This window comes from Streptomyces sp. NPDC057950, assembly GCF_042887295.1.
Classification (GTDB): domain Bacteria; phylum Actinomycetota; class Actinomycetes; order Streptomycetales; family Streptomycetaceae; genus Streptomyces; species Streptomyces kaempferi.
The window spans coordinates 260,119-282,374 of the sequence record NZ_JBHVPP010000010.1; the positions used below are offsets into that span (position 1 = coordinate 260,119).

Consider the following 22,256-nt stretch of genomic DNA (forward strand, 5'->3'; position numbering starts at 1 on the left):
GCTCGTGATGCAGTCGTAACGGCACCGGTGCTGCGTGTCTTGCTACACGTCCTGGCAGCCGTCACAGCCGTGCCGGGGGCTCGTCACGGGGTTGTGTGTCCTGGTGGCCGAAGAGGGCTTTGAACAGTCCGGTGGGCGCCGTGCTGCTGCGGTGATGCGGCAGGCCTCGCAGGTGCGTCCGCCCGCCCCACGAGGCCCAGACCCCTCGACGGCAGGCCATATGGTCAACGCCGATGGCTCCGGCTACAAGCACGGCCTCAACTGCCGTATCTAAAAAGCCCGGTTCGCGAGGAGAATTTCCATGTTCTGCGGGAACCCGATGTCCAGTGGGCGTGACGCTCCTGGCCGACGGATCGTTGAACCGGCCGGAGATCCCCACAGAGCGCAGAGAGACCCCGGGCCGAAGAGGTCTGGGGTCTCGTTCTGTGAACTTGGCGGTGAGGAGGCTCCGCGAACTCAGTCGTCTCCGTGATCAAGGAAGAGCTGGGCCAGCCTGGGAAGGCGGGCATGCATCTCCGAGGCGTTGTCGAAATCGAAGCTCTCGCCCATGTCGGCCGGCTCGTGGTTGGCCCGGGGGCCGCAGAACTGATCGTGGTCGTCGTAGAAGGTGCAGTCGTCCTCGTCTTCGTTGATGCGCTCGTAGGCGTATGAGGCCGCGTAGTTCACGGTTTCGTGGAACAGCGCCTCGTCGCTGAGTTCGGCCGCCGCAGTGATGACGTCCGGATGCTGGGCGAGAGCATCGGAGGCGGTAGCGGCCCGGTCGTACCACTCTCGGCCCTGGGCGATGAGGCCGGCGCGGACGTCAATGAAGGCGTCGTCGGATCAGCCTCCACCGATCAGATAGCCGGCAGCCCACACGTCCCAACGGTAGATCGCCCCGTGGAGCTGATCGAAGCACTGCTGGTATTCGAGGATCGTCTGCTTCGAGGTCGCCGCGAGCCGCTCGACCAGGGCCGATGCGAACGCCTGGGCCGGGTTTCCGGAGGTCGAAGCGGCGTCGGTGCGTGCCGTTTCGATGACGGTCCAGAATGCGTCCATGTTCGTGACCGCACCCCCTCACCTGGCCCTGACAGCCGACTCCGGGTGCCGGTCGTGGCAGTAGGCATGGGGGGCAACGGTTCACGGAACCCGCCGGTCGATCTGGGCGAGCTTGTCGTCCGCTCCCGCAAGTGTGATCTGGAGCCCTGTCGGCAGCCTGCGCAACTGCAGCGCCCGCACCGGCCGGCCCGGGATTCTCGCCATGCCGTGGCCGGCTGCTGGACACACGCACCAGCCTGGCGGGCGGCCGGCAGCCCGCTTCCGCGACCGCGGGCATGCGCGCGTGCGAGGGAGCCGTGCGCGGCCGGGTCGAGGGAGAGGGGCCCGCACGGCGTCGGGTGTCCCGGTGCGGTGCCCACCGGGGCACCCATCGGCATCGTGGCACCGGCCCGCAGCGCGTGCGGCGTTGGGCTGCGCACGACCCGAGGCGCCCTGACTTGGGCAGGGCACCCCGGCCGAATGGTCGCATGCGGCGTGAGCCGTCGAGGGACGGGGTGCAGTCGCCGTGCGGCTTCGGTGCTGCGGCAAGCCCCGCAGGTGCGGCCGTCCGGCGGCGGGGCGGAAGGATCCTCACCGTCCAGTCCGCTGAGCGGCCCGCCGCAGGTCTCGCAGGGCGGGGCGGGAGTACCGGTGCGGGCTGCGCGGGTATGCGCCGCTGGGACCAGTCCCCCGCGGGCTCCGATCCTTCTTCCCACTGCCCGGCTTCCTGTTCTTTGCGGACTGCGTTGCGTTCGTCCTCGCGCCGGTACCAGGCGCTGTGGTCCATGGGATTGCCCAATGCGTCCTGGAGGGTTGCCCAGTAGCGGTGTTCGCAGCGCCACCACACCGCAGCCACCGGGCCGGAGTGCTGGATGCGGTCCAGGGTGGTGGAGAGGACCGGGATGGCGTCGCCGTAGTCGAAGTAACTGTCCGGCTCGCCGCCGAAGCCGCTGAGCTTCTGATACTCGCCCGACCAGTGTGCGCGGGTCAGGTCCGGCACCCGGTTCATGCGGTTCTTCAGTGCCTGCTCTCCCAGCCGGGTGCCGGGCTCGAACACCACGACGATCGGTGGATACCTGGCCCGGCCCGTCGGCGTGTAGAGGCTGTGTCACAACGGGAAAACCGTTCGCCGGGCGGGATGCCGGCGCGGGCGAGCAGCAGCAGATGGTGCAATGGTCTGACACAACGGCCTTATCTCAGACATGAGTTCGGCGACTTTCGCCACGGACGAGGTGGGTGTTGGCGGGGGCGTTGACATCCGCACAGGTGCTCGCTTTACTCCCCAACAGCGCCGGAGCGACGCTCCGCGCCGAGAGGCACGCCCAGCCGGTATGCAGGCCAAGCGCCGCGAGCCCGGACTAAGTCGCCAGGACAGTACTGATGTCCGAGGCGGGGACGTGCCCGCTTCATCTCGGGAGCTCATCCATGAGCCACCTCAACAGCCCGTCCCGCATGCTGATGTCGGCCGCCGTAGGCGCGGCCGCACTGGTCACCACGCTGCTGGTACCGGCGACATCCACGCAGGCGGCGGCGGTGGCCCTGCCGCCCACGCACGCCGGGTTCGACTACCAGATCGGCGGCGCCTACACCCCACCGGCCGGCGTCAAGGTCGTCACCCGCGACCACACCGCCTCCCCGGCGGCGGGCCTGTACAACATCTGCTACGTGAACGCCTTCCAGGTGCAACCGGGCGCCGAGGGCGAATGGGCCGCGGACCTGCTGCTGCGCGACTCCTCAGGCAAGATCGTCTACGACAAGGACTGGGGCGAGGCCCTCCTCGACGTCCACACGGACGCCAAGCGGAAGCGAATCGCAGCCCAGATCGGTGCTCAGATCGACGGCTGCCGGGACAAGGGCTTCCAGGCCGTGGAACCCGACAACTACGACAGCTACACGCGTTCCGCCAAGCTGATCGCGGCGGCCGACTCACAGGCCTACATCAAGCTGCTCTCCGCCCGCGCCCACGCGGACAACTTGGCGATCGCCCAGAAGAACACCCCGGAACTCGCCGGCAACCGCACCACCAACGGTCTCGATTTCGCGGTGGCCGAGGAGTGCGGCCAGTACGACGAGTGCGGCGACTACACCAGCGCCTTCGGCAACAACGTCATCGTGATCGAATACACCGCCACCGGCCGGACGAAGGCGTGCAAGGGGTGGGGCAGCACATTGAGCATCGTCCAGCGTGACGTGGACGTCTCGCCCGCCGGTAGCGGTGGGTACGTGCGCAAGACGTGCTGACGGGCTTACCGGCCTGAGTCCTGGTCCGGTTCGGGGCGGCTGCGCGCGCCGCCCCGAACCGGACTCATGGTGACGGTCGATCGCCTTCTACGGTTGAACGGTGGCGTCGGCACCGGCCTGGGACTCGCCGCCGAGCACCACGATCCACAGGACACCCCCGATGCCTGCTCCCCGCGCGTGCGCGGGGCCGCCCGAGGAATCCTCGCTTTCGGGCCCCCTCCTCCGCGCACCACAGGCATGGCAAGTCGAGGGCCTCCGCTCCCGGGCCGGCAGCTCTCAGCGCGCAGGTTCACCAAGGTGCAGGGCGCGGAACCAAGCGTGGAGGACTGCAAGTTGGAGGCGCCCTACGTGCTCCGTATGACGGCATCAGCCATAGGGAGGACGGGCAGGGTTTCCCACTGCCCGCGTCTCCTCCTCAAGGAGGAGGACGGCCCTCAGTCCTCCTGGGTTCCTAGCACCAGGTCGGCCCCCGAGTCGATCCGCGCCAGGAGGACCCGGCCCTAGCATCGAGATGGGACCAGGTCAAAGGTGAACGGTACGTGAGCTGTTCGTCTGCCGGGCGCGCGAGCTGCCGCCGATCGTTCGACGGTGGCGAGCCCCAGACCTGAGGAATCTCCGACCACATCACAGGGGGAACAGATGTTGCTCAAGCGGCAGTCGTTTCGTAGGGCTCTGGGGGTGGCGGCCGCGATGATGCTGGTCGGTGGAAGCGGGCTCATCGGTGCCGTCGGGGCCCAAGCCGCCCCACACCGGGATGGGCTCAGCAAAGCAGGCAGTGCTTCGCCGGCATTGGCTGCTGCATTTGAGAAGAAGTACTTGTGGACCACCATCACGCAGTGGACGCACTGGACTCCGGACCCGCGGAACGACTCGCACGCGGGAACGCTCTACGCCGGTCGGAACTACTTCTACTGCTGGGCGAAGGGCCAGCTGTACCACAACAGTGAGGCTGGCAGCGTGTACTGGCTGCGCACCGATGACGATTCCGGGAACCGGGATGTCTATGTCAGCGTGGTCAACTTGGACGAGGCGGGCTGGGACGGCTTCTTCGCGATCTTTCCGTCCTGCACTTGGCAGCCGTAACCCCGTCGTCGCGGAGGACTCAGCGGATCTCCGGCGCTTCTCGGCGGTTGTCTTGGTGGCGTATGTCGATCGTGACCGGCGGCTGGTCGAAGGGCGAGCTGGCGCGGCCCTGGAGGGCAGAGTCGACACAATCACCGATGATCATGCGATGGTCGTGCCCGTTCCCTGCCGGGTCCGCGACAAGATCGCGAACCCGGACCGAGGTGTCAGGAGCGATCGAACAGAGTGACTACGCTCTGCGGTGCTTCCTGGCCGAAGAAGATCTCCAGGTTCTGCGCCGAGCGGCTGGCGGCATCGCCACTACGCAGGAACAGCCGCTCTTCGTAGGCGGTGAGCGCGACCTCGATGTCGGGTTGCTCAACCAGCTTGCTCGCCAGGTCCGCGCCGTCGTACACGGCAAGGTTCGCACCCTCGCCGGCGAAGGGCGACATCAGATGCGCGGCGTCGCCTACGAGCGTCACGCCGGGCACCCGGTCCCATTCGAGCCCGACGGGCAGGGCATAGACGGGTCGGAGCCGCGGTTCCACGTCGCTCTGTGTCACGAAGGCGGTGAGCAGCGGCGACCAGCCATCGAACTCGTCGGCAAGTTGACGGAGGCCGGCGGACGGGTCGCCGAAGTCGATCGACCTCATCCACTCCTCGGGCTTGTTCAGCGCCACGTATCCGCGCACGTGCCCGTCGGCGTAGCGATGCACGATGATGCCTTTGCCCGGCGCGACCGCCATCAGCGTGCCGCTGCCGATCGCGGCCACGCTCGCCCGACAGTCCCGACAGTCCCGATAGTCCTGGCAGTCCTTGCAGCCTGAGGCGAGGGCGATCTCGATGAAGCAGGTTCCGCTGTAGACAGGCCTGGCGGGGGTAAGCAGCGGACGCACCTTCGACCAGGCACCGTCCGCGCCGATGACGATGTCGGCGCGCGTGGCGGAACCTTCCGCGAAGGTGAGATCGTAGCCGCCCTCAACACGGTGCCGGATCGAGGCGAGCTTGTGACCCCACCTGATCGTTCCGGGCGCCAGCGACTGGATGAGCAGGCGCCGCAGTTCGCCACGATCCACTTCTGGACGGGCCGAACCGGGGTCCGCAGGCATGTCGAACAGGATCGTGCCGTGGCGGTCGACCACGCGCTTGGCATCCTCGCCCGGGCGGACCAGAGTGAGGAACTCGTCGTACAGACCGGCTGCGCGAAGCGCGACCTGCCCGGTTTCTACCTGGATGTCGAGCAGGCCGCCTTGCGCACGGGTCTTCGCCGAAGCCTCACCCTCGTAGATCGTCGCGGCGACGCCGTGAGCCTGAAGCACCCGCGCGAGCGTCAGCCCTCCCAGTCCTGCTCCAACAATGGCGATGCTCTTCTGCATGCTGCGCCCCTCTGCTGCGCCGACACGCGCCGGCGATGGTCAGCGCCAAGAGCGGACGGAATGCCCGATCTCGGCAAGGAGACACTCACCGATCAGAACCATCTGCATCGATGTACGAGCGATGTCCGGCGGGTGGACCACGGAACATCGGTTTTCGCGACCTCGTGACAATAGCTCGGCATCCGCTTCGCGGTGGCCAGGACCGCTCACGCTACGACGCACCGCGCCAACCACGTTCATCCCCGGCAACCGCCTCGACCGGCTCGGCGGTAATGCCGGAGAGGTGACACTCCCTCGCCCTGGTCCATCCGGCCCAGACACCAACAGGCACCAGCCCGACGCAACGCCGTTGTGCCGATCGATCGATGCCGGTCACTCAGTGGAAGACCTCTCCGGCCGCCCACCGCCCGTCCCTTGGGGCACGCGAGGGCGGCATCAGCCTGCATATGGGCTACGTCAACTCCCGCCGCCGTCCACTCTCGCCGATGCTTTCGGACGCGCGACCGCGGACGGCACCTGCCTCGCCTTCGGGCCCGACACCGACCTGCCCCGCCTCCTGGCCTGCCTCGACGAACTCGACACCACGCCAGCCCTGTTCACCGGCGACACCTGACAGCAGCCGGCCGCGGTGTCGGCCGCCTGGCTGCCGCGAAGGGGTGATCAGGCTGTTCAGACCGCGGAAACGCTCACCCACGTCGAGCTACAGCACGTCGGCCAGGGCGAACACCTTGTCCAGCGACACGTTGCGCCGGCCGTCCTCCAAAGCTGAGCTGGACCGCGCCGCCGGCACGGGCGGTGACTTTCACCCGTTCCACTCTGCCCACCCAGCGCCGACGTACCAGCCTGGCGGCCTCTGGGCGGACGGCTTCCAGACGGACGCGGTTCCGGTCTGTTTCCTCCGACACCGTTCCGCCTGCCTATCCCCCCGGACGTGAGGCGGCCCGGGAGTGGGGCAGGCGGAGCTCATGGAAGAACGCGGTGATGTCATCCGCGAGCAGGGCGGGTTCCTCGTGGGCAGCGAAGTGTCCGCCGTGGGGCATACGAATGTAGCGGGTGAGGTGGTAGGTGCGCTCAGCCCAGCGGCGTGGTGGTTGGGACAGGTCCGCAGGGAACAGAGCGAGGGCGGTGGGGACCTCGACCCGCCGCACGCGCCGGGTCAGGTGGTGCGCGTACTCGTAGTACGGGCGGAAGGACGTGGAGATCGTGCCGGTGAACCAGTAGAGGGACGCCTGGGTGAGGAGGAAGTCGTCGCTGAAGTGTGTGGACAGGTCGCCTCCGCAGTCGCTCCACGCCCGGTATTTCTCCAGAATCCACGAGAGCAGTCCGGCGGGTGAGTCGTTCAGGGCCGGGGCGAGGGTGAGGGGACGGGTGTTCTGCTGGTGCATGTACCCGCCCTCCTCCGCCTGCCAGGTAGCGGCGGAGGCGAGATACGCGTCTTCCTCGGGGGTGAGCAAGGCCGGGTCGTACTCGACCGGGGCCGCGGCGGCGAGCAGGTGGATGCCGACGACGGACTCGGGATGGGCTTCGGCGAGCCGTGAGGTGACACCGGCACCCAGGTCTCCACCGTGAGCCGCGTAGTGCCGGAAGCCGAGGTGGTCGTGCATCAGCCGGTGCCAGAGATCGTGAGTCTGCTCGGTGCCGGTAAGAGCGGGCCGCTGGGCGGAGAAGCCGAAGCCGGGCAGTGAGGGGACGATGACGGTGAAGGCGTCCCGGGCGTCGCCGCCGTAACGGGACGGGGTGGCCAGTCGTTCGGCGAGGTCCGTAAGTTCGAGGACGGTGCTCGGCCAGCCGTGGGTGAGCACGATCGGCAGGGCGTCCGGGTGCTCGGCGTCATAGCGCAGGTAGTGCACCGGTGTGCCGTCGATGTCGGCGAAGCGGGAGGGGAGGGCGTTGACGGCGGCTTCGTGGGCCCGCCAGTCGTAGCCTGAGGCCCAGTACGCGACGAGGCGGCGTAGTTCCGCCGCGTCGGTGCCCGCCTCCCAGCCGTCGATCGGCCAGGGTTCGGGCCACCGGGTGGCACGCAGTCGAGCGCGGAGATCCTCCAGGTGTGCGTCGCTGACCTCGATGACGGGGGTGGTGGTTGGCACGATGTGCTCCTTGCCGCTTGTACTCAGGGGATGGGGTTGGGTGTTGCGGCTGCGGCGTTCGCGGACTGCTTACGGGCCCTCGACGTGACGCGGACGGCGCTGGTGAGGGTGAGGGATGCGGCCATGACCGCGGCGATCGCCAGCAGGGCCGGTGCGAGGCCGGTCCGGTCGGCGAGGACTCCGATCAGCGGCGGCCCGCAGACGTAGCCGCAGTACCCGATCGAGGTGATCACCCCGACCCGAGCGGCCGCGTGGCCGGGATCGTCCGAACCGGCGCTCAGGCCGAGGGGGAAGCCGAGTGCGGCCCCCGCTCCCCACAGCAGTGCGCCGACGAAGCCTGTCCAGAGGCGGGGCCCGGTCGCGAACAGGACGTTCCCGAGGCAGGCGGCACAGGCCGCGGCACGCAGGGCTCCCGGCCTGCCCAGGCGATCGACGATCAGCGGTCCGAGCCAGCGGCCCAAGGTGACGGCCGTGAGGAAGGCGGCATAGGCCAGGGTGCCGACGGCCGCCGTGGTGTGGTGGCGGTCGATGACGGCGAGGCTGATCCAGTTGCTCCCCGCTCCTTCCGCCAGCGCGAAAGCCAGGGCGACGAGGCCGAGGAGCATCGTGCGCGGGTCGTGCCAGGCGTGTGCCCCAGACTCACGCACCGTGCCTCGTGAGGGCGCTGACATGGGTGCGGGCCATGGGAGGAAGTGCCGGACGGCTGCGGGTGTCAGCAAGGCGACGAGCAGGGCCACCGCCCCGACATGCAGGCTCACTGGTACGCGCAGGACAGCCATGAGCGCGCCGAGGCAGGCGCCGGCCACAGTACCGAGGCTGAATCCCGCGAAGAAGCGGGGCATCAGGGCCCGGTCGAGCCGTCGTTCGAGGGCTGCCGCGTGCACGGTCACCGCGACGTCCCAGAAGCCGGTGGCGGTGCCCAGCACGAAGAGGCCGGCTATGAGCAAGGGTGGCCAGAGAGCGAACCCGGACGCCACGGCGCCGAGACCGGCACCGACGAGGACGGCCACCGCGGTGACGGCGCGACGCGGTCCGAAACAGGCGACGAAGGGGCCGGCCAGAGGCAGTGCCACCAGGCCGCCGACCGCGATGAGCAGGAGTAGGAGGCCGACCGACGCGGTGTCCAGGTCCATGCGTTCCCGGATCTGCGGCAGGCGCGACGCCCACGAGGACCCAGCCAGGCCAAGGAGCGCGAAGACCAGGTGGGTCGACCGTACGGCGCGCATCGTCTCGCGCGCGCGGGGGCTTCCGGAGTGGATGTTCACGCGCCTGTTCCGGTAGCCGGGCCGAGCGTCTGCGCGATGGCTGCGCGGGTCTCCTCAAGCGGTTCCCGCTCCGTTGAGACCAGCGTTTGCATGATCATCCCTTCCAGAAGGGCGTCGAGGCGGGCGGCGGCCTCGGGCCCCGTGAAGCGCGCCAGGGTCGTCCGGCTGGACCTGGTCCATTCCTGGGTCAGCACGCGCAGCGCTGGATCGCGCAACGCGGCCAGATGCAGTTCGAATCCGAGGATCGCGCTGCGGCGCCGGGACGGCCCCGCCCGGACCAGCTCCGCGAGAACATCGATCAGGTCCTCGCGCGAGGCCACGTCGGTGAAGAGCGCCTCGTACTCGGTGCTCCGCTGGTCGGTGTACCGGGCAAACGCCTGCGTGCACAGTTCGGTCAGGCTGGCGAAGTGGTAGGTGACGGAGCCCAGCGGCACGTCCGCGTGAGCGGCGACTTTGCGGTGCGTGATTCCCGCGACGCCGTCCTCGACGAGCACGTCCAGCGCGGCATCGAGGACGCGTTCCCTGCGTCGCGGATCGTGTCGGCGTGCACGTCGCCCCTCGCCGCCCGATGTGCCTCGCTCTTCGGGTGTTTCCATTCCACGCATAAGAACAAACGTACACTACGTTAGGAACGGGTGTTCTTATCTTGCTCCTGACCCACGGGCGAGCCACGTCGACGAGGTGGAAGGTGTCGAAGGACGTCGGTTTCGATGACACCCGCAGCGAAAAGGTTCACTGGGATACCTAGGGGACCGCCGTCCAGCGCCAGCACTTTGGTCCGCCGGCCAGTGCGCCCTTCGAAGCGCCGTGGACGGCGCATAGGAGCAATGCTCGTATCGGCTCTTGAGCAAGGTCGGATTCCCCGAATTGGTTCACGCCCGAGCGATCCGAGCCGACCGAGAAGAGCGCACATCCCAGAGGGACAGCTCCGCTCGCCCATCACTCGACCATCGCCTTCCTCACGCGCGTCGCAGCCGTCGGCCCTGGCGACGTCACCACGTTCAAGGCACGCTCACCTGAGACGTGGAACGCCTCTGCCCTCGTCCGCAGCCAGATCCCTGGACAGCGTGGTGACCCCCGGGCGCGCTCCGCAGCCAACGCCGGACGCGGCATCCACCGCATCCGGCCGGGAGTTGAGGCTGGTTCTCCGCGGCCGCCCTCGCACCAGTTGCCGTACCTGGTTCAGCGCACTGGGACGCCGGCGCGGAAGACCGCCTGTACGTCCAGGACAGCTGCGGAGTCGTGTTCGACGTCGCCGTCGACGATCAGCAGGTCGGCGTCGGCACCGCGGGCGATCCTGCCCTTGCGGCCCTTCATACGGCACAGGCGGGCTGCACGGCTGGTCATGGAGATCAGTGCCTCCAGCGACGTGACGCCCAACTGTGCGGGGTCTGCCGCGCCGTGGGGAGAAACGTCATGAGGCTTCCAGGGCCCGATACCGGCGTCCGACCCGATGACGACGTTGTCGCCGCTTTTGTGCAGGTTGCCGTAGGCATTCAGGACGCCGCTGACATGCGCGGTCATGGTCGCTGCGGCCATGCTCTGGGGCGGCCGCACGGCATCGCCAGGGTCCATGCCCAGCGTCAGACTGACGAAGGTCCCCCTTCTCACAATCGCATCGATGAGGCCGGGGGATTGCCTATCCCGCAACAACCACCTGTACCCACGCACTCAACGGGTCCGGCAGGCCGGTCACTTGCGGACGCGCCCGCGAAAATTACTGCGCGACGGCACCGTGGCGGGTCGAATTAGTTGCGTCCCGTTGCGGGGAACGGCGGGGAAGGAGTGCCAGGGCCTGTTCTGCTGCACCGTTGATGACCTCCGGGGCAGCTCCCGCCTTGCCCAACGCATCGAGCCCGCGGAGCATGGCCAGCAGCAGGCTTGCCATGGTGTCCGCATCCGCCTCTGCACTCAGGGAGCCTTCGGCCTGGGCCTGTGTGATGCAGCCCTGCAGTGCGTTGTGCAGACCGCGAATCACCGCAGAGGTCCGCTCCACGACGTCGTCGTCAACGGATGACAGCTCGGCAGCGCTCTTGGCCAGCATGCACCCGCGGCGCTCCACGTCCCAGGTGACACCCTCGGCGACGTTGCGTACGTGCCGCTCCAGCTTGGGCAGGGCAGGACCGGGGCCTCCCAGCGCCGTACGCCATGCCCCCAGCGCGTCGCTGTTGTAGCTGTCGAGAGCACGCAGGAAGAGGTCGTGTTTGCCCCCGAAGGCCCCGTACAGGCTTCCCCGGCCCAGGCCTGTCACCGCGCTGAGGTCATCCATAGAGGTGCCGTTGTACCCGACCGACCAGAACTGGTCGCGGGCCGCTTGCACAACCTCTTCTTCGTCGAACTGCCGGGGCCGAGCCATGGGCCCACTGTACCTGTCGGCGATCAGCCGGTAGCAGGGCATGCCCGTGGCCCCGATACGGGGGGCGGTCGGGGCCACGGCAATCTGGCCAGCGTATGTGCGCGCCCTGAGGATCAACGTGAGCCCACATCTGTACTGCTTCGTGAAAACGTATCCTAATGATCTTCCGTGGCGGCTCCGATGACCTTGGCCTACTTTTGTACTATGTAGTCAATAATTTGGATGCTCTCACTGACACCGTCCGGCATCGCCACGAGGGCCTACGGCTGCCGTCGAGGCCAATGCCAGGGCCGTCATGAACATGTCCCAGATCTCGGCGCGCCGTGAGGCGGCTAGCAATTCGGCCCGTCAGCACTGGCTCGCCAGGCGGCTGCTGGACCGCACGAGCCTCATCACCACGCACTTTCGCCCTACGTTCTTCGCCGAGTGGATCGGCTGGTACTTCATCCGCAAGGACGACCAGGGCCGGCTTCGGCTCCCCGTGGGCGACGGCCGGCACGCCCCGATCGCCGGCCAGGATCAGGCAGACGTGATCGCGGCCATCCTCGAGAACCCCACCGCCCTTGACCGCCAGGTCTGTTTCCTGCACGGGCCCAAGGAAATGGACCACCACGGCATCGCCGAGGCCGTCTCCAGCACACTGGGCAGACCCGCCAGCTACAAGCCCATCGGTATCGACGAGTTCGGTGAGGGCCTTGATCGGGTCGGCTTCCCCGCCCACGTCACCGAGCATCCGCAGAACGTCGTCGACTACCAAAACGGCATCTTCACAGGGACCAACAACTGGTCGAGGTCATCGGGAATCACACGCCCCTGAGCGTGGAGGAGTACGTCGAAGCACACAAGGAGGCGTTCTCCCGCACCGGCCCTCATCCCATCGGCCCGGCGGAAGAACTGGCAGGACGTGCCTGCGGAACAGGTCGACTGCAGCGACGCGACGGCCTGGCGTCGTCTTCTGGACTGGACCGAGGCAGTCGTCTGGCCGCAGCTGCACGAGGTGCTGCTGACGGACCTGCGGGCCGCTGGCCTGCTCGACATGGACGACTCTGCGATCGACGGCTCACACATCCGAGCCTCGAAAGGCGGCTCACACCGGACCTTCGCCGGTGGACCGGGCCCGGCCCGGCAGCAAGCACCAGCTGATCGCCGACCGGCACTACACTCCCCTAGTCGTCTCGCTGACCAGCGGAAATCGTCGCGATGTCACCCAGCTCATGGCTCGGCTGGACGCGATCCCCCGCATCCGCGGGGTCCGTGGACGGCCATGTCACCGGCCCCGCCGCCTGTTCGCCGACCGCGGCTACGACTACGACACCTACCGCCGGTTGCTCCGAGCCCGCGGCATCACACCGAGGTTCGCCCGCCGCGCCACCCCGCACGAATCCGGCCTGGGCATGACACGGTGGGTCGTCGAGCGGATCCTCGCCTGGCTCCACCGGTTCAAACGACTCTACATCCGCGACGAGATGCGCGCCGACCTCCACCTCGCACTACTCCAGGTCGCCTGCGGCATCATCTGCTTGAGATGCCTAGGAACCTCATTCCGAAACCCTCAGTAACCAGCGGTAACCCGTCAACTGGGCAGGCTCCCGACAAGCCACACGGCGCGCCAAGGGACATGGGTCGAGCACCGGGGGCGGGCCGCTGACCTCGCATACGAACCGACTCTGGCGGGAAGACCGCAGCCGCTTTCCTGCCAGGTCGGCCGGTACGGGCAGTACGCAGCCCCGACCCGGCACGCATGACACGCCGTGCCCATGGGCTGGGTGGTGGGTGACTCACTCCGCCCAGCCCACTTCAGGGGCATGAACCGCGGGTGCGGCGTAAGACTGGGGATGCGTACGGCGCCGTACAAGCCGAAGTGAGTAGCATTCGCCGCCTACAGCGCTACCAGTCCGAAAGGAACACCCATGTCCAGCACGCCGCGGGAGGCCGCGGGTCTGAAAGCGGAGTACGCCGCTCGGCTTGGCGCCGACCTCGAGCAAAATACCAGGGAACAAGAGCGCATCGTTGCCGAAATCCGCTCCCTGCAGGACCAGTTGGATGTGCTCAAGGGCAACCGTACGCTGCTGGCCGGCATGCTGGACGCTCTAGGCGGCACCGTGGTGGGCACGCAAGCACCGACGGCTCTCACCGACACCAAAACTGAAACGCCTTCGCGTACCACCACGACGCGGAAGACGCGCCCCCAGAAGACCACCGCGCGACGCACTCAGGCGGCCGCGCCGAAGCGCAGCGGTGGAGAGCCCAAGGGCACCAGGTTGCGTACGCTCGGCGACCTCATCCGTGAATACCTCACACGCGAGGCCGAGCCACGTTCCGCCGCCGAAGTCACCACAGCCCTCGCCCACGACCACCCCGAACGCAAGGCCAAGGCTACGGTTGTTCGCGCAACGCTGGAGGGCCAGGTGGCCAAGGGCCTCATCCATCGCATCAGGCAGGGCAAATCCATCTATTACTCACCTGCTGCCGCAGAAGCCGAGGAAGCCACAAGCGCCTCCGCCGACTGACCGATGCCGCAAAAGGGGCCGTGGGCACGACCTGACCGCGCTCATGGCACGGATTCTCGGCCATTCAGGCACGACGCCAGGAGGACCACCGCCGCACGGCACTCCCAGTGCGGCTTGGGGGGTCAGCGGTGCGCAAAGGTGAGGGGAAGGCCGTGGAACGCCTGGTCGGCTGCGGCCTCCAGGAGCGCCGGGTCGATGCCGGCCTTGGCCATGACGTCAAAGCCGCGATTGATGCTCAAGATCGTGCAGCCGACGACCAGGGGGTCCGCGCCCGGATCCAGGTCACCATGGCGCTGGGCCGCTTGCACGCAGTCCGCAAGGAGCTGGTGCTGCTTGGTGAAGACCTCATGGATGACCTTGCGGGCTTCCTCGTCCCGTGCGCCCAGCTCGTGGGAGAACTTGCCGGCCATGCACCCCAGCTGATCCTTGTCGTCCACCACGAACCGGGCACCGCTGGCCAGGAAGCCCCGCAACCGGTCGATCGCGGTCTCATCGGGGCCGACCAGCGCACGCTCGGTGCCGGCCAGTGCCTCGCGAACGTACTCCAGCAGAGCCCGGATGAACAGTACGTGCTTGTCTCCGAACGATGCGTACAGGCTTCCCCGCCCCAAGCCGGTGGCATCCGACAGATCGTCCATGGTGGTGCCCGCGTAGCCGGTCTTACGGAACTGCAGGACCGCCGCACCTACTACAGCCTGCTCATCAAAGCTTCGTGGCCTGGCCATTTCTTCACCCTACTTCGTACGGACAGTCCAGTACAGAACAAAGATTTAAGCCAAAGTAGTACACAATTTCTTCCCGGAGCGCCGCGCGCGCAGCCCGACGGAGGGCTCCTGTCTTCCGGCTCAGGGAACTTACGGTCCAGATGACTCCCGGTCCGGCGATCTGCCTCACCCGACGGTGGCAAGACCCTCCGGCCGTCACCGCCTTCCTGCCACGCTGCCCGTCATGCCGTGCTGCGGAGCAGGGCCAGCCAGGCGCCCCGCACGGTGAACGAATGCCGCGTTCACCGTGTCATCACCGGTGGTGGGGCCTGCGAGGCAATGTGACGATGGTCTTCTACTCACTGTCACCTTCGCCCATTGGACTTTGGGGCGGAAAGCGACCGCTCGCGCCGTCAACGGCCCACCCGTCCAGGTCGGCTCATCCCCGGCGCGCGGAGTGGGGCCGGCCCCAGCCCGTCAACCGTCACGAACCCCGCCGGCTGAGACTCACTTTTCCGAATGGCTGGAGTGCAGATGCCGACTACCGAGGAAAAGCTCATCTTGATCACTGGATCAACCGGGAACACCGGTACCTCCACCGCGGAAATCCTGCTGGACCGGGGATACCGGGTCCGGGCTCTGGTCCGGCGCGAGGACGCCCGCTCCGAGGCCCTGGAGCAGGCGGGCGCCGAGATCGCCAAGGCGGATCTGCTGGACTTCCGCTCGCTCAGTGACACGATGCACGGGGTGACGTCGGCATACTTCTGCTACCCGATCGTCCCAGGGCTCCTCGAGGCCACCGCGAACTTCGCACAGGCAGCGAGCGAGGCCGGCGTCAGGTCCGTCGTCAACATGTCGCAGATCTCCGCACGACGCGAAGCAGCCAGTAACGCCGCGCGACAGCACTGGCTCGGCGAACGCCTCCTGGATCGCACGACCATGCTCACCGCGCATCTGCGGCCCACGTTCTTCGCCGAGTGGATCGATTGGTTCTGGGCCCGCCGCGGCGAGCAGGGCGTGCTCCGCCTCCCCTTCGGCGACGGTCGCCACGCTCCCATCGCCGGCCGCGACCAGGCCTATGTCATCGCGGCCATTCTCCAGAACCCGCAGCCGCATGACCGCCAGATCTACCCGCTGACCGGACCGGTCGAGATGAATCACTACGAGATCGCCGAGGCCGTGTCCCGCGCACTGGGCATCCCGGTGACGTACGAACCCATTTCCATCGAAGAGTTCCGGCAAGGTCTCACCGACAAGGAATGGCAGCCCCACGTCATCCAGCACTTGGCGGCGGTCGCCCAGGACTACCAGGCCGGAATCTTCGCGGGAGCCAACAACCTCGTGCATGTGGTCGGCAACAAGACACCCATGACCGTCGAGGAGTACGTGCTGTTCAAGAAGGACGCCTTCGCCCAGGACGGCCCCAACGCCATCCCGGACAAGGAGGAGACCACCGCCTGACCAGGACCACCGCCCCGTGCCGCCGAGCCAGCTACGTCCCCAACGGCAGGCGCGTTCGCGGAACGCGCCGCCTCAAGGAAACGGTACGGTCGCACGCTCCACACGGCGTGCGCCACAGGCAGGGCGCAACACCGCCCGAGCCCATCCCCGCGTCCGGTGTGCCACCTCCGTTCGCGGCAGGCCGTCTCCGGGCGGAGAATCATCCGTATGCGCCTGGGTTTCTCAGTGCCCCAGTTCGGAGTGTTCGCGAAACCGGCACTGACGGCTGACCTCAGCCGGCGCCTGGAAGACATGGGCTACGACAGCCTCTGGGTCAGCGACCGGCTACTGGGTCCCCTCTCCCCCAGTGACCCCTATCCGGATCCGTCGCGCGACGGAGTGATGCCCGAAGAATTCGTCACCAGCATCGATCCTTTGTCAGCGCTCACCGTGGCCGCCGCGCACACCGAGCACATCCGGCTCGGTACCAGCACCCTCAACGCGATGTTCCAGCCACCAGTACTGCTGGCGCGAACCCTGGCCTCGCTGGACTTGATCAGCAACGGAAGAGTCGACGTCGGCCTGGGCCTGGGGTGGCTGCGCGACGAGTACCAGGCTGTCGGCGTGCCCTGGCGTGGGCGCGGCGCGCGCCTGGAGGAAGTCCTAGACGTGCTCGACGCGGTCTGGACTTGCGAAACCGTCCGGCACGAGGGGCCACTGTGGACCATCCCACCCAGCCGCATCCTGCCCAAGCCGGTCCAAAAACCACGGCCCCCGATCCTCCTTGCCGGGTTCTCCACACCCGCTTTGGAACGCATTGGCCGGCGGGCGGACGGATGGATCGGCCTGGCAATGCCCCTGGAGCAGCTGACGGGTTTGTGGAATGTCGCCCGGCAGGCCGCCGAACAGGCAGGCCGAGACCCGTCGCAGCTGCGGGTCTGCCTGCGAGTCAACCCCACGATCACCAAGAAGCCGGGGGACCCTGCACACAACTGGGCAGCAGGTACGGTGTCACAGGTCAGCGAGTACCTGGCCAAGGCCTGTGAAGCAGGCGCGGACGAAGCTTTCATCGACGTGCAGACCACGACATCATCCGTCACCGAGATGATGGACATCGCCGAAGCATTCATCGATGAGTTCTGCCACTCAGGCCAGGCAGACCGACTGCCCCCGTCCCCGTCAGGCACATGAGGAACTGAACCACCCTCGCACAGACTCCCCGTCGACCGCGGGTGGGCACTTGGGCTACAGACCCGCCCCTGGACATCCAAGTCGCACTTTGACGCCCTCGGCCGCAGCGCTCTTCGGAGGGCAGCGGCAGCCGCAGCCACCGCGACCCGGTCGGTTCGGGGCGATTCAATCTCGGGCCGCCGACTACGGCCGAACCCAAGCTCAGCACACCGGAACAGTGGAGCGGTCCCGGGCGGCGCGGCCGGCCCAGCGGCACATCCACTGGCTCAATCAGCAACCGGTCCATGAGCACCGGGCACCCGCTCAAAAGCCGTACACGCCTTTCACCTTCGGCTCCCCGCTTCACACCGACTCGCGCCCGGCCTGGCAGCTGGTCCCTCCGACACTCTCCTCACGCGCGCCGAACGCCGCAATCAGCGCGGGACGAAAGGAGGCCGCGCGCCCAACCAAGCGTCACCACTTACCCAACTTGCGCCCCTGCCCGACGCAGTTCCCCCGACCGCAACCGAGCTGGAGCCAGCGATGTCGAGTCGACTCAACGGACCTGCCAGGTGTCCCCACACGACCCATACGCCTGCGCGACCAAGCTCCGGGGCCACTACTCCGCTGGAATGCAGTCCAACTGGGCCGAGGACCGAAGTCGGCTGTCGCGTTGATTCCAAGGCGGCCGATCCCGTGCAACAGCCTGGAAGGTGACCCACAGAGGGTTCAAGACTGCGACGAAGAAGCGGACAGACCGGCGCGGCCACCCCGCCACAGAGTTTCTGTACCGACCTGTCATTAACGTGTACAGTCGACGGTACGGCATGCCCGGCGAACTTCGGCCGAGATGACGTACTGACCGCTGTCGAGCGTCAGTTCATTCTTCGTGGCGGCTACGCGACATCAGCCCCGGCGTCCCAGCCGAGGCCACCGGGCTGAACCGTGGGGGTCTTTGGGCCATATCCAGAGGCACGAATTAGCCATTCACCGCACACCCGAACCACCTTTGAATGCAAGCCGCCACATTACTCATGTCGATACAAGGAGATTGCATAGCTATGCAGCTAACAGGGCAGGTCGCATTGGTAACCGGCGTGGGCGACGAAGGAAGCCTGGGATTCGAGATCGCCAAGATCTTCGCAGCCAACGATGCAACTGTCATCACCTCCGGTCGCCAGGAGGAGCGAGGCCAGGACATCGCCAGGCTCCTTGATCCCACCGGCACACGTGTTTCATTCATCCAGGCCGACCTTCGAGACCCGAAGTCCGCGCAGGCACTGGCCGCCAGTTCGGGAGCTGTCAGCATTCTCGTGAACAACGCTGCCGCAATCGCAGCCGGGCCGACCTCCGAACTGGACGTGCATGGTCTCGATGAAATGTATGCGGTGAACATCCGTGCGCCGCACATCCTCACCGGGGCACTCGTTCCCGGAATGATTGCCGCTGGCCAAGGACAGATCATCAACATCAGTTCCATCGGAGCCAAGCTCGGAACTGCCGGGCGCGCCGCCTACGCCTCGACCAAAGCCGCACTCGAGTCGCTCACGCGGTCCTGGGCGGTGGAGTTCGCCCCGCACAACGTCCGCGTCAACGCCGTCGCTCCAGGGCCCATGCACGGCCCCAAGATGATCCGTAACGCCGGCGAAGCGGGTCTCCGAGAGATCGGGAAGTCGATCCCCCTGGGCCGCACCGTCGGACCCGACGAGGTCGCCGAGGCGGTCCTCTACCTTGCGTCGGACAGGGCCAGCTACGCCACCGGTTCCGTCCTGGCCCTCGACGGAGGCCGAACCGTCATCTGAAAGAATCCCGGCGCCGCCGCCCTGAACACCCTGGGAAGAGGTCTGGGGCGGCGGCACCGGGGCCGAGTTACGCGGTGGCTCTCGGCACCTGGCTCCCTACCAGGACGAAGCCGGCTTCTCGTTGGACTCAGCCAAGGTTTCGACCGGGCCGCCGACACGGCGAGGCAGACCAGGAGGGCATAACCGTCGTGTTCGAGTCGGTCAGTGAGGGCGTGCAACTGCGGTAGGTCGTCGGCATGGACGCAAGGACGTGATTACCCGAGATGCATACCGTCTGTTCGCCGAACGAGGCTACGGCGCGACGTCGATCGCCGACATTGCAACCGAAGCCGAGGTGGCACCCCGTACCGTGACGCTGCACTTCCGTTCCGAGCAGGACGTCGCTTTCGCTCACTTCCACGACTCCGTGCAACGGTTGACAGAGAGGCTTTCGCGAGCGCTCCTCCGGCACACCCACTGTGGAGGTACTCGGGCACTGGCTCCGCAGCGAAAGCGCCCACCACAGCGACCTCGACGACTCGCAACACGACGACCACACCCACGCCACAGTTCCCGGCCGTAGTCCACCGTCGCGCCCGACAGCCGCCATCCTTTACCTCGGCCACACCAGCACAATGCCCCGGGGTACTTCGGGCAGCCGCCCGGGAGGCGACGGCGTATCCATCAACGCATCGCCTGCCCGGTACCGCTTGGCTCCACGAAGGGGAACACAACCCCGGAGCGACGGCCTCCCTTGCTGTTGCGCTGACGCCAGAGGGAAGTTCCATCAGTTCTGACTCCGAACCAAGACATTCAGCAGTCGCACTGCCGGCCGGGGCCGATTCGACTGGTTCGTCTCGGACCCCGGCCGTGCGGCCCGGCCGTCGATAAGCCCCGCCGCCCGGGCGGCTCGTCCCTGCCGCCCGGTGCGTCATCCCGGGGTACTAGCGGATGGTGCGTCCGCCATCGACGGCGATGGTGGCGCCGGTGATGAAGCTGGACTTGTCACTGGCCAGGAAGAGGACGGCCTGGGCGATCTCGTTGGTGGTGCCGATACGCTTGTTCGGGACCTCCTGGCGGAGGAACTCGAACACCTCCGCGCCGAGCGCGCCGCTGACGAACTCGCTGTTCACGGTGCCGGGGGCGATTGCGTTGACGCGCACGCCGGAAGCCGACCACTCCTCGGCCCAGTTGCGGGTCAGCGACTCGATCGCGGCCTTGGTCGCGCCGTACACCGACATGCCCGGCATGGCGAGCTTGCCGGCCAACGAGCTGAGGTTGATGATGCTGCCCTCGCCCTTGGCCACCATGGCCGGGGCGATCTTGGCGGTCAGGAAGTACGTGGCGCGAACGTTGACGTCGAAGACGCGCTCGTACCCCTCCAGTTCCTGCTCCACCGTCGGACCCATCGTCAGCGCCGCGGCGTTGTTGACCAAGATGTCGACGGCGCCGGCTTCCTGCGCCAGACGTGCCACGTCGTCGAGGTTCTCGAGATCGGCCAGCACGAAACGTGCGTTGCCGCCCTTGTCGACTACCTCCTTGACGACTTCCTCACCGCGCGCGGCATGACGGCCCGACACCACAACGGATGCGCCTGCCTCCGCAAGCACCCGCGCGATCTCGGCCCCGATTCCTCCGACAGCACCGGCACCCGTGATCAGGGCGGTCTTGTTCTTGAGTTCCATGCTCGTAGCTCCTAATGACCGACGACAGTGAACCTGCGACGGGAAGTTGGGCGAGTTCTTGTGACATACCGCCCGCCAGGGCCAGGCGGTTTTGGACTGGATTGACAAGAACGACGTTACTCGGTTCTGTACTGACTTGTCAAAAATTTCGGAGGGGTCATACGTACTGACCAACGCCCGACCGGCGTGGAGCTTTTTGTGCCTGCTGACCAAGCCACTCAGACCGCGCCGGAACGCCCAGCAGCCCTGTGGCCGAAAATCTCCTGCGCAGCAGTGATCGAACGGTTCACCGGCCCACCAGCCAGCCCGGATGGTGGCGTTTGCTGCGGGGCCCGGTTCGGACCGGCACCGGCCGCGACAGCAGCAGGGTGCTCTCGCGGTTGTTCCTGGTCCGCTTCATCGACTCGCTCTGGATCGCTTTGAACGCCGTGCATCCTGCGCAGAGTTCAAGGGAGCGTGCCGGGCCCGTCCGTCCAGGCGTCCTGGCCAACCTGCAGCAAAAGCCCCCGCAGGCCAGGCACGCCTCTCCGAAAGATCAGAGTTGGGAGCGGTGGGCGTTGAAGTCGAGGAGGACCTTTCCTTCACGCCGCAGGTGCGCAAGGGCCCTACTGAACTCGCCCGCCTCGTACACGGCGGTCACCGGCATCTTGAGCTTCCCCGTCGCGACGAGCCTCTCGGCCTCCACCGCGAGTGCCGGGTGGCGGTCCAGGTTCTTCTCCTGGTACATCCAAAAGCCCGAGGTCTCCACGTTCTTGGCCTGGAGTGCGTCTGCGTCCGGAGCGAACGGTTCTCCGCTCATGTGCGCATAGCTCACCAGGAGAGCGTTCTGGGTGAGGACGTCGATGAGCCGTCCTGTGGCCGTGCCACTGACACCGTCAAGTCCCAGACTGACGGGCACATCCCCGATCTGCGCCCGCACAGCCCTGCCCAGTTCTGGTGAGTCGAGCGCCACGATGTCGCCGCCGAGGTTTTTGAGCTCATCGATGAGCTCCTCCCGCCGTACGATGTTGATCGTCCGGAATCCGCGCTCCTTGGCAAAGGCGATCACGGACCGGCCCACTCCGGAGTTGGCCGCGTTCTGCACCACCCACGTGTCCTCGGGGAGGTAGCGCTGTTCGAGGAGCAGCCCGGCCGTGGTCGGGTTGATGCGCAGCATCGCTGCCTGGCGGAGGTCGATGGCCGGATCGAGCGCGGTCAGGCCGGCTGCCTTGATCACGACCTGTTCCGCCCAGGAGTAGGTACCGAATGGGATGACTACCGTGTCGCCGTTCTTGAGGTGGTTGACGCCGGGCCCGACCGCAAGGACGCTGCCGGCTCCCTCGTGGCCGATGACGCTCGGGAGGGCTGGGCGCACCGGGTAGGTGCCGCGTGCCAGCAGCAGGTCGTGGTGGTCGAGGGGCGCGTACTCCACCTGGATCAGCACTTCCCCGGCAGCGGGGGGCGTGGGTTCGGGAATGTCGGCGACTTGGATGACCTGTTCTGCCTGCCCGAACTCGATCAGTCGGATGGCCCGCATGCGAATCTCTCCTTGGGTGTCTGATGGTGCGGCTGGAGACTTGGGT

18 protein-coding genes and 2 pseudogenes are annotated in these 22,256 nt (G+C 67.2%); 9 read left to right on the forward strand and 11 right to left on the reverse strand.

All coding sequences use genetic code 11. From position 1 onward, the window contains the following. Positions 1–456 precede the first annotated feature (456 nt). Together ACFVTC_RS19030 and ACFVTC_RS19035 are read right to left on the reverse strand one after the other, a co-directional pair. Positions 457–1,038: pseudogene (locus ACFVTC_RS19030) on the reverse strand (DUF4240 domain-containing protein). An 81-nt stretch (positions 1,039–1,119) separates the two neighbouring features. Further along, entirely contained in the window at positions 1,120–1,242 is a 123-nt protein-coding gene (locus ACFVTC_RS19035; protein ID WP_390128337.1) for a hypothetical protein, read from the reverse strand. A gap of 1,200 nt (positions 1,243–2,442) precedes the next feature. Here ACFVTC_RS19035 and ACFVTC_RS19040 point away from each other — a divergent pair. Further along, positions 2,443–3,258: an endo alpha-1,4 polygalactosaminidase gene (locus ACFVTC_RS19040; RefSeq protein ID WP_390128339.1), complete on the forward strand. Its 816-nt coding sequence runs from the start codon at positions 2,443–2,445 to the stop codon at positions 3,256–3,258. An 816-nt stretch (positions 3,259–4,074) separates the two neighbouring features. Beyond that, entirely contained in the window at positions 4,075–4,341 is a 267-nt protein-coding gene (locus ACFVTC_RS19045) for a hypothetical protein (protein WP_390128340.1), read from the forward strand. A 206-nt stretch (positions 4,342–4,547) separates the two neighbouring features. On the opposite strand, the gene ACFVTC_RS19050 is transcribed toward ACFVTC_RS19045, so the two are convergent. From ACFVTC_RS19050 to ACFVTC_RS19075, 6 genes are all read right to left on the reverse strand, one after another. Beyond that, complete coding sequence (locus ACFVTC_RS19050; RefSeq protein WP_390128342.1) at positions 4,548–5,696, reverse strand: FAD-dependent oxidoreductase; 1,149 nt, start codon at positions 5,694–5,696, stop codon at positions 4,548–4,550. Between the two features lie 917 nt (positions 5,697–6,613). After that, a complete protein-coding gene (locus tag ACFVTC_RS19055; RefSeq protein WP_390128344.1) occupies positions 6,614–7,783 on the reverse strand; it encodes an epoxide hydrolase family protein in 1,170 nt (389 codons plus the stop codon). Between the two features lie 23 nt (positions 7,784–7,806). Then, positions 7,807–9,048 (reverse strand): MFS transporter, encoded by a 1,242-nt coding sequence (locus ACFVTC_RS19060; RefSeq protein WP_390128346.1) that lies wholly within the window; start codon positions 9,046–9,048, stop codon positions 7,807–7,809. Continuing rightward, positions 9,045–9,644 (reverse strand): TetR/AcrR family transcriptional regulator, encoded by a 600-nt coding sequence (locus ACFVTC_RS19065; RefSeq protein WP_390128348.1) that lies wholly within the window; start codon positions 9,642–9,644, stop codon positions 9,045–9,047. Before ACFVTC_RS19065 ends, ACFVTC_RS19060 begins: the two co-directional genes overlap by 4 nt. Positions 9,645–10,230: 586 nt before the next feature. Then, positions 10,231–10,719 carry an amidohydrolase family protein gene (locus tag ACFVTC_RS19070; RefSeq protein WP_390128350.1) on the reverse strand — a complete coding sequence of 163 codons (489 nt, stop codon included), beginning with the start codon at positions 10,717–10,719 and terminating at the stop codon, positions 10,231–10,233. Between the two features lie 46 nt (positions 10,720–10,765). After that, complete coding sequence (locus ACFVTC_RS19075) at positions 10,766–11,404, reverse strand: TetR/AcrR family transcriptional regulator (RefSeq protein WP_390128352.1); 639 nt, start codon at positions 11,402–11,404, stop codon at positions 10,766–10,768. Between the two features lie 301 nt (positions 11,405–11,705). Between ACFVTC_RS19075 and ACFVTC_RS19080 the strand changes: the two genes are divergently transcribed. From ACFVTC_RS19080 to ACFVTC_RS19090, 3 genes and pseudogenes are all read left to right on the forward strand, one after another. Then, complete coding sequence (locus ACFVTC_RS19080; protein ID WP_390128354.1) at positions 11,706–12,221, forward strand: hypothetical protein; 516 nt, start codon at positions 11,706–11,708, stop codon at positions 12,219–12,221. A gap of 99 nt (positions 12,222–12,320) precedes the next feature. Next, a pseudogene (locus ACFVTC_RS19085) lies at positions 12,321–12,963 on the forward strand (IS5 family transposase); the annotation flags it as partial. Positions 12,964–13,314: 351 nt separating this feature from the next. Beyond that, the gene (locus tag ACFVTC_RS19090; RefSeq protein WP_390128356.1) at positions 13,315–13,914 is read left to right on the forward strand and encodes a hypothetical protein; all 600 of its coding nucleotides are present in this window, start codon (positions 13,315–13,317) and stop codon (positions 13,912–13,914) included. 122 nt (positions 13,915–14,036) lie between these two features. Here the strand turns inward: ACFVTC_RS19090 and ACFVTC_RS19095 are convergent, their stop codons facing one another. Next, a complete protein-coding gene (locus ACFVTC_RS19095; RefSeq protein WP_390128358.1) occupies positions 14,037–14,639 on the reverse strand; it encodes a TetR/AcrR family transcriptional regulator in 603 nt (200 codons plus the stop codon). A gap of 540 nt (positions 14,640–15,179) precedes the next feature. Between ACFVTC_RS19095 and ACFVTC_RS19100 the strand changes: the two genes are divergently transcribed. The 4 genes from ACFVTC_RS19100 to ACFVTC_RS19115 all read left to right on the forward strand — a co-directional run bounded on the left by ACFVTC_RS19100 (position 15,180) and on the right by ACFVTC_RS19115 (position 19,592). Then, positions 15,180–16,079, forward strand: coding sequence for an NmrA family NAD(P)-binding protein (locus ACFVTC_RS19100; RefSeq protein ID WP_390128360.1), 900 nt, complete (start codon positions 15,180–15,182; stop codon positions 16,077–16,079). 207 nt (positions 16,080–16,286) lie between these two features. Further along, positions 16,287–17,249 (forward strand): TIGR03619 family F420-dependent LLM class oxidoreductase, encoded by a 963-nt coding sequence (locus tag ACFVTC_RS19105; RefSeq protein ID WP_390128362.1) that lies wholly within the window; start codon positions 16,287–16,289, stop codon positions 17,247–17,249. Between the two features lie 1,040 nt (positions 17,250–18,289). Further along, positions 18,290–19,030, forward strand: a complete 741-nt coding sequence (locus tag ACFVTC_RS19110; RefSeq protein ID WP_390128364.1) for an SDR family NAD(P)-dependent oxidoreductase — start codon at positions 18,290–18,292, stop codon at positions 19,028–19,030. Positions 19,031–19,280: 250 nt separating this feature from the next. Then, a complete protein-coding gene (locus ACFVTC_RS19115; protein WP_390128366.1) occupies positions 19,281–19,592 on the forward strand; it encodes a helix-turn-helix domain-containing protein in 312 nt (103 codons plus the stop codon). Between the two features lie 361 nt (positions 19,593–19,953). On the opposite strand, the gene ACFVTC_RS19120 is transcribed toward ACFVTC_RS19115, so the two are convergent. Together ACFVTC_RS19120 and ACFVTC_RS19125 are read right to left on the reverse strand one after the other, a co-directional pair. Then, entirely contained in the window at positions 19,954–20,694 is a 741-nt protein-coding gene (locus tag ACFVTC_RS19120) for an SDR family NAD(P)-dependent oxidoreductase (protein WP_390128368.1), read from the reverse strand. A gap of 535 nt (positions 20,695–21,229) precedes the next feature. Continuing rightward, positions 21,230–22,210 (reverse strand): zinc-dependent alcohol dehydrogenase family protein, encoded by a 981-nt coding sequence (locus tag ACFVTC_RS19125; protein WP_390128370.1) that lies wholly within the window; start codon positions 22,208–22,210, stop codon positions 21,230–21,232. Positions 22,211–22,256: the final 46 nt, after the last annotated feature.

Coding starts and splice junctions, on each gene's coding strand:
- ACFVTC_RS19035 (WP_390128337.1), bottom strand. CDS start 1,242: ATGGCGAGAATCCCGGGCCGGCCGGTGCGGGCGCTGCAGTTGCGCAGG.
- ACFVTC_RS19040 (WP_390128339.1), top strand. CDS start 2,443: ATGAGCCACCTCAACAGCCCGTCCCGCATGCTGATGTCGGCCGCCGTA.
- ACFVTC_RS19050 (WP_390128342.1), bottom strand. CDS start 5,696: ATGCAGAAGAGCATCGCCATTGTTGGAGCAGGACTGGGAGGGCTGACG.
- ACFVTC_RS19065 (WP_390128348.1), bottom strand. CDS start 9,644: ATGGAAACACCCGAAGAGCGAGGCACATCGGGCGGCGAGGGGCGACGT.
- ACFVTC_RS19075 (WP_390128352.1), bottom strand. CDS start 11,404: ATGGCTCGGCCCCGGCAGTTCGACGAAGAAGAGGTTGTGCAAGCGGCC.
- ACFVTC_RS19080 (WP_390128354.1), top strand. CDS start 11,706: ATGTCCCAGATCTCGGCGCGCCGTGAGGCGGCTAGCAATTCGGCCCGT.
- ACFVTC_RS19090 (WP_390128356.1), top strand. CDS start 13,315: ATGTCCAGCACGCCGCGGGAGGCCGCGGGTCTGAAAGCGGAGTACGCC.
- ACFVTC_RS19095 (WP_390128358.1), bottom strand. CDS start 14,639: ATGGCCAGGCCACGAAGCTTTGATGAGCAGGCTGTAGTAGGTGCGGCG.
- ACFVTC_RS19105 (WP_390128362.1), top strand. CDS start 16,287: ATGCGCCTGGGTTTCTCAGTGCCCCAGTTCGGAGTGTTCGCGAAACCG.
- ACFVTC_RS19110 (WP_390128364.1), top strand. CDS start 18,290: ATGCAGCTAACAGGGCAGGTCGCATTGGTAACCGGCGTGGGCGACGAA.
- ACFVTC_RS19120 (WP_390128368.1), bottom strand. CDS start 20,694: ATGGAACTCAAGAACAAGACCGCCCTGATCACGGGTGCCGGTGCTGTC.
- ACFVTC_RS19125 (WP_390128370.1), bottom strand. CDS start 22,210: ATGCGGGCCATCCGACTGATCGAGTTCGGGCAGGCAGAACAGGTCATC.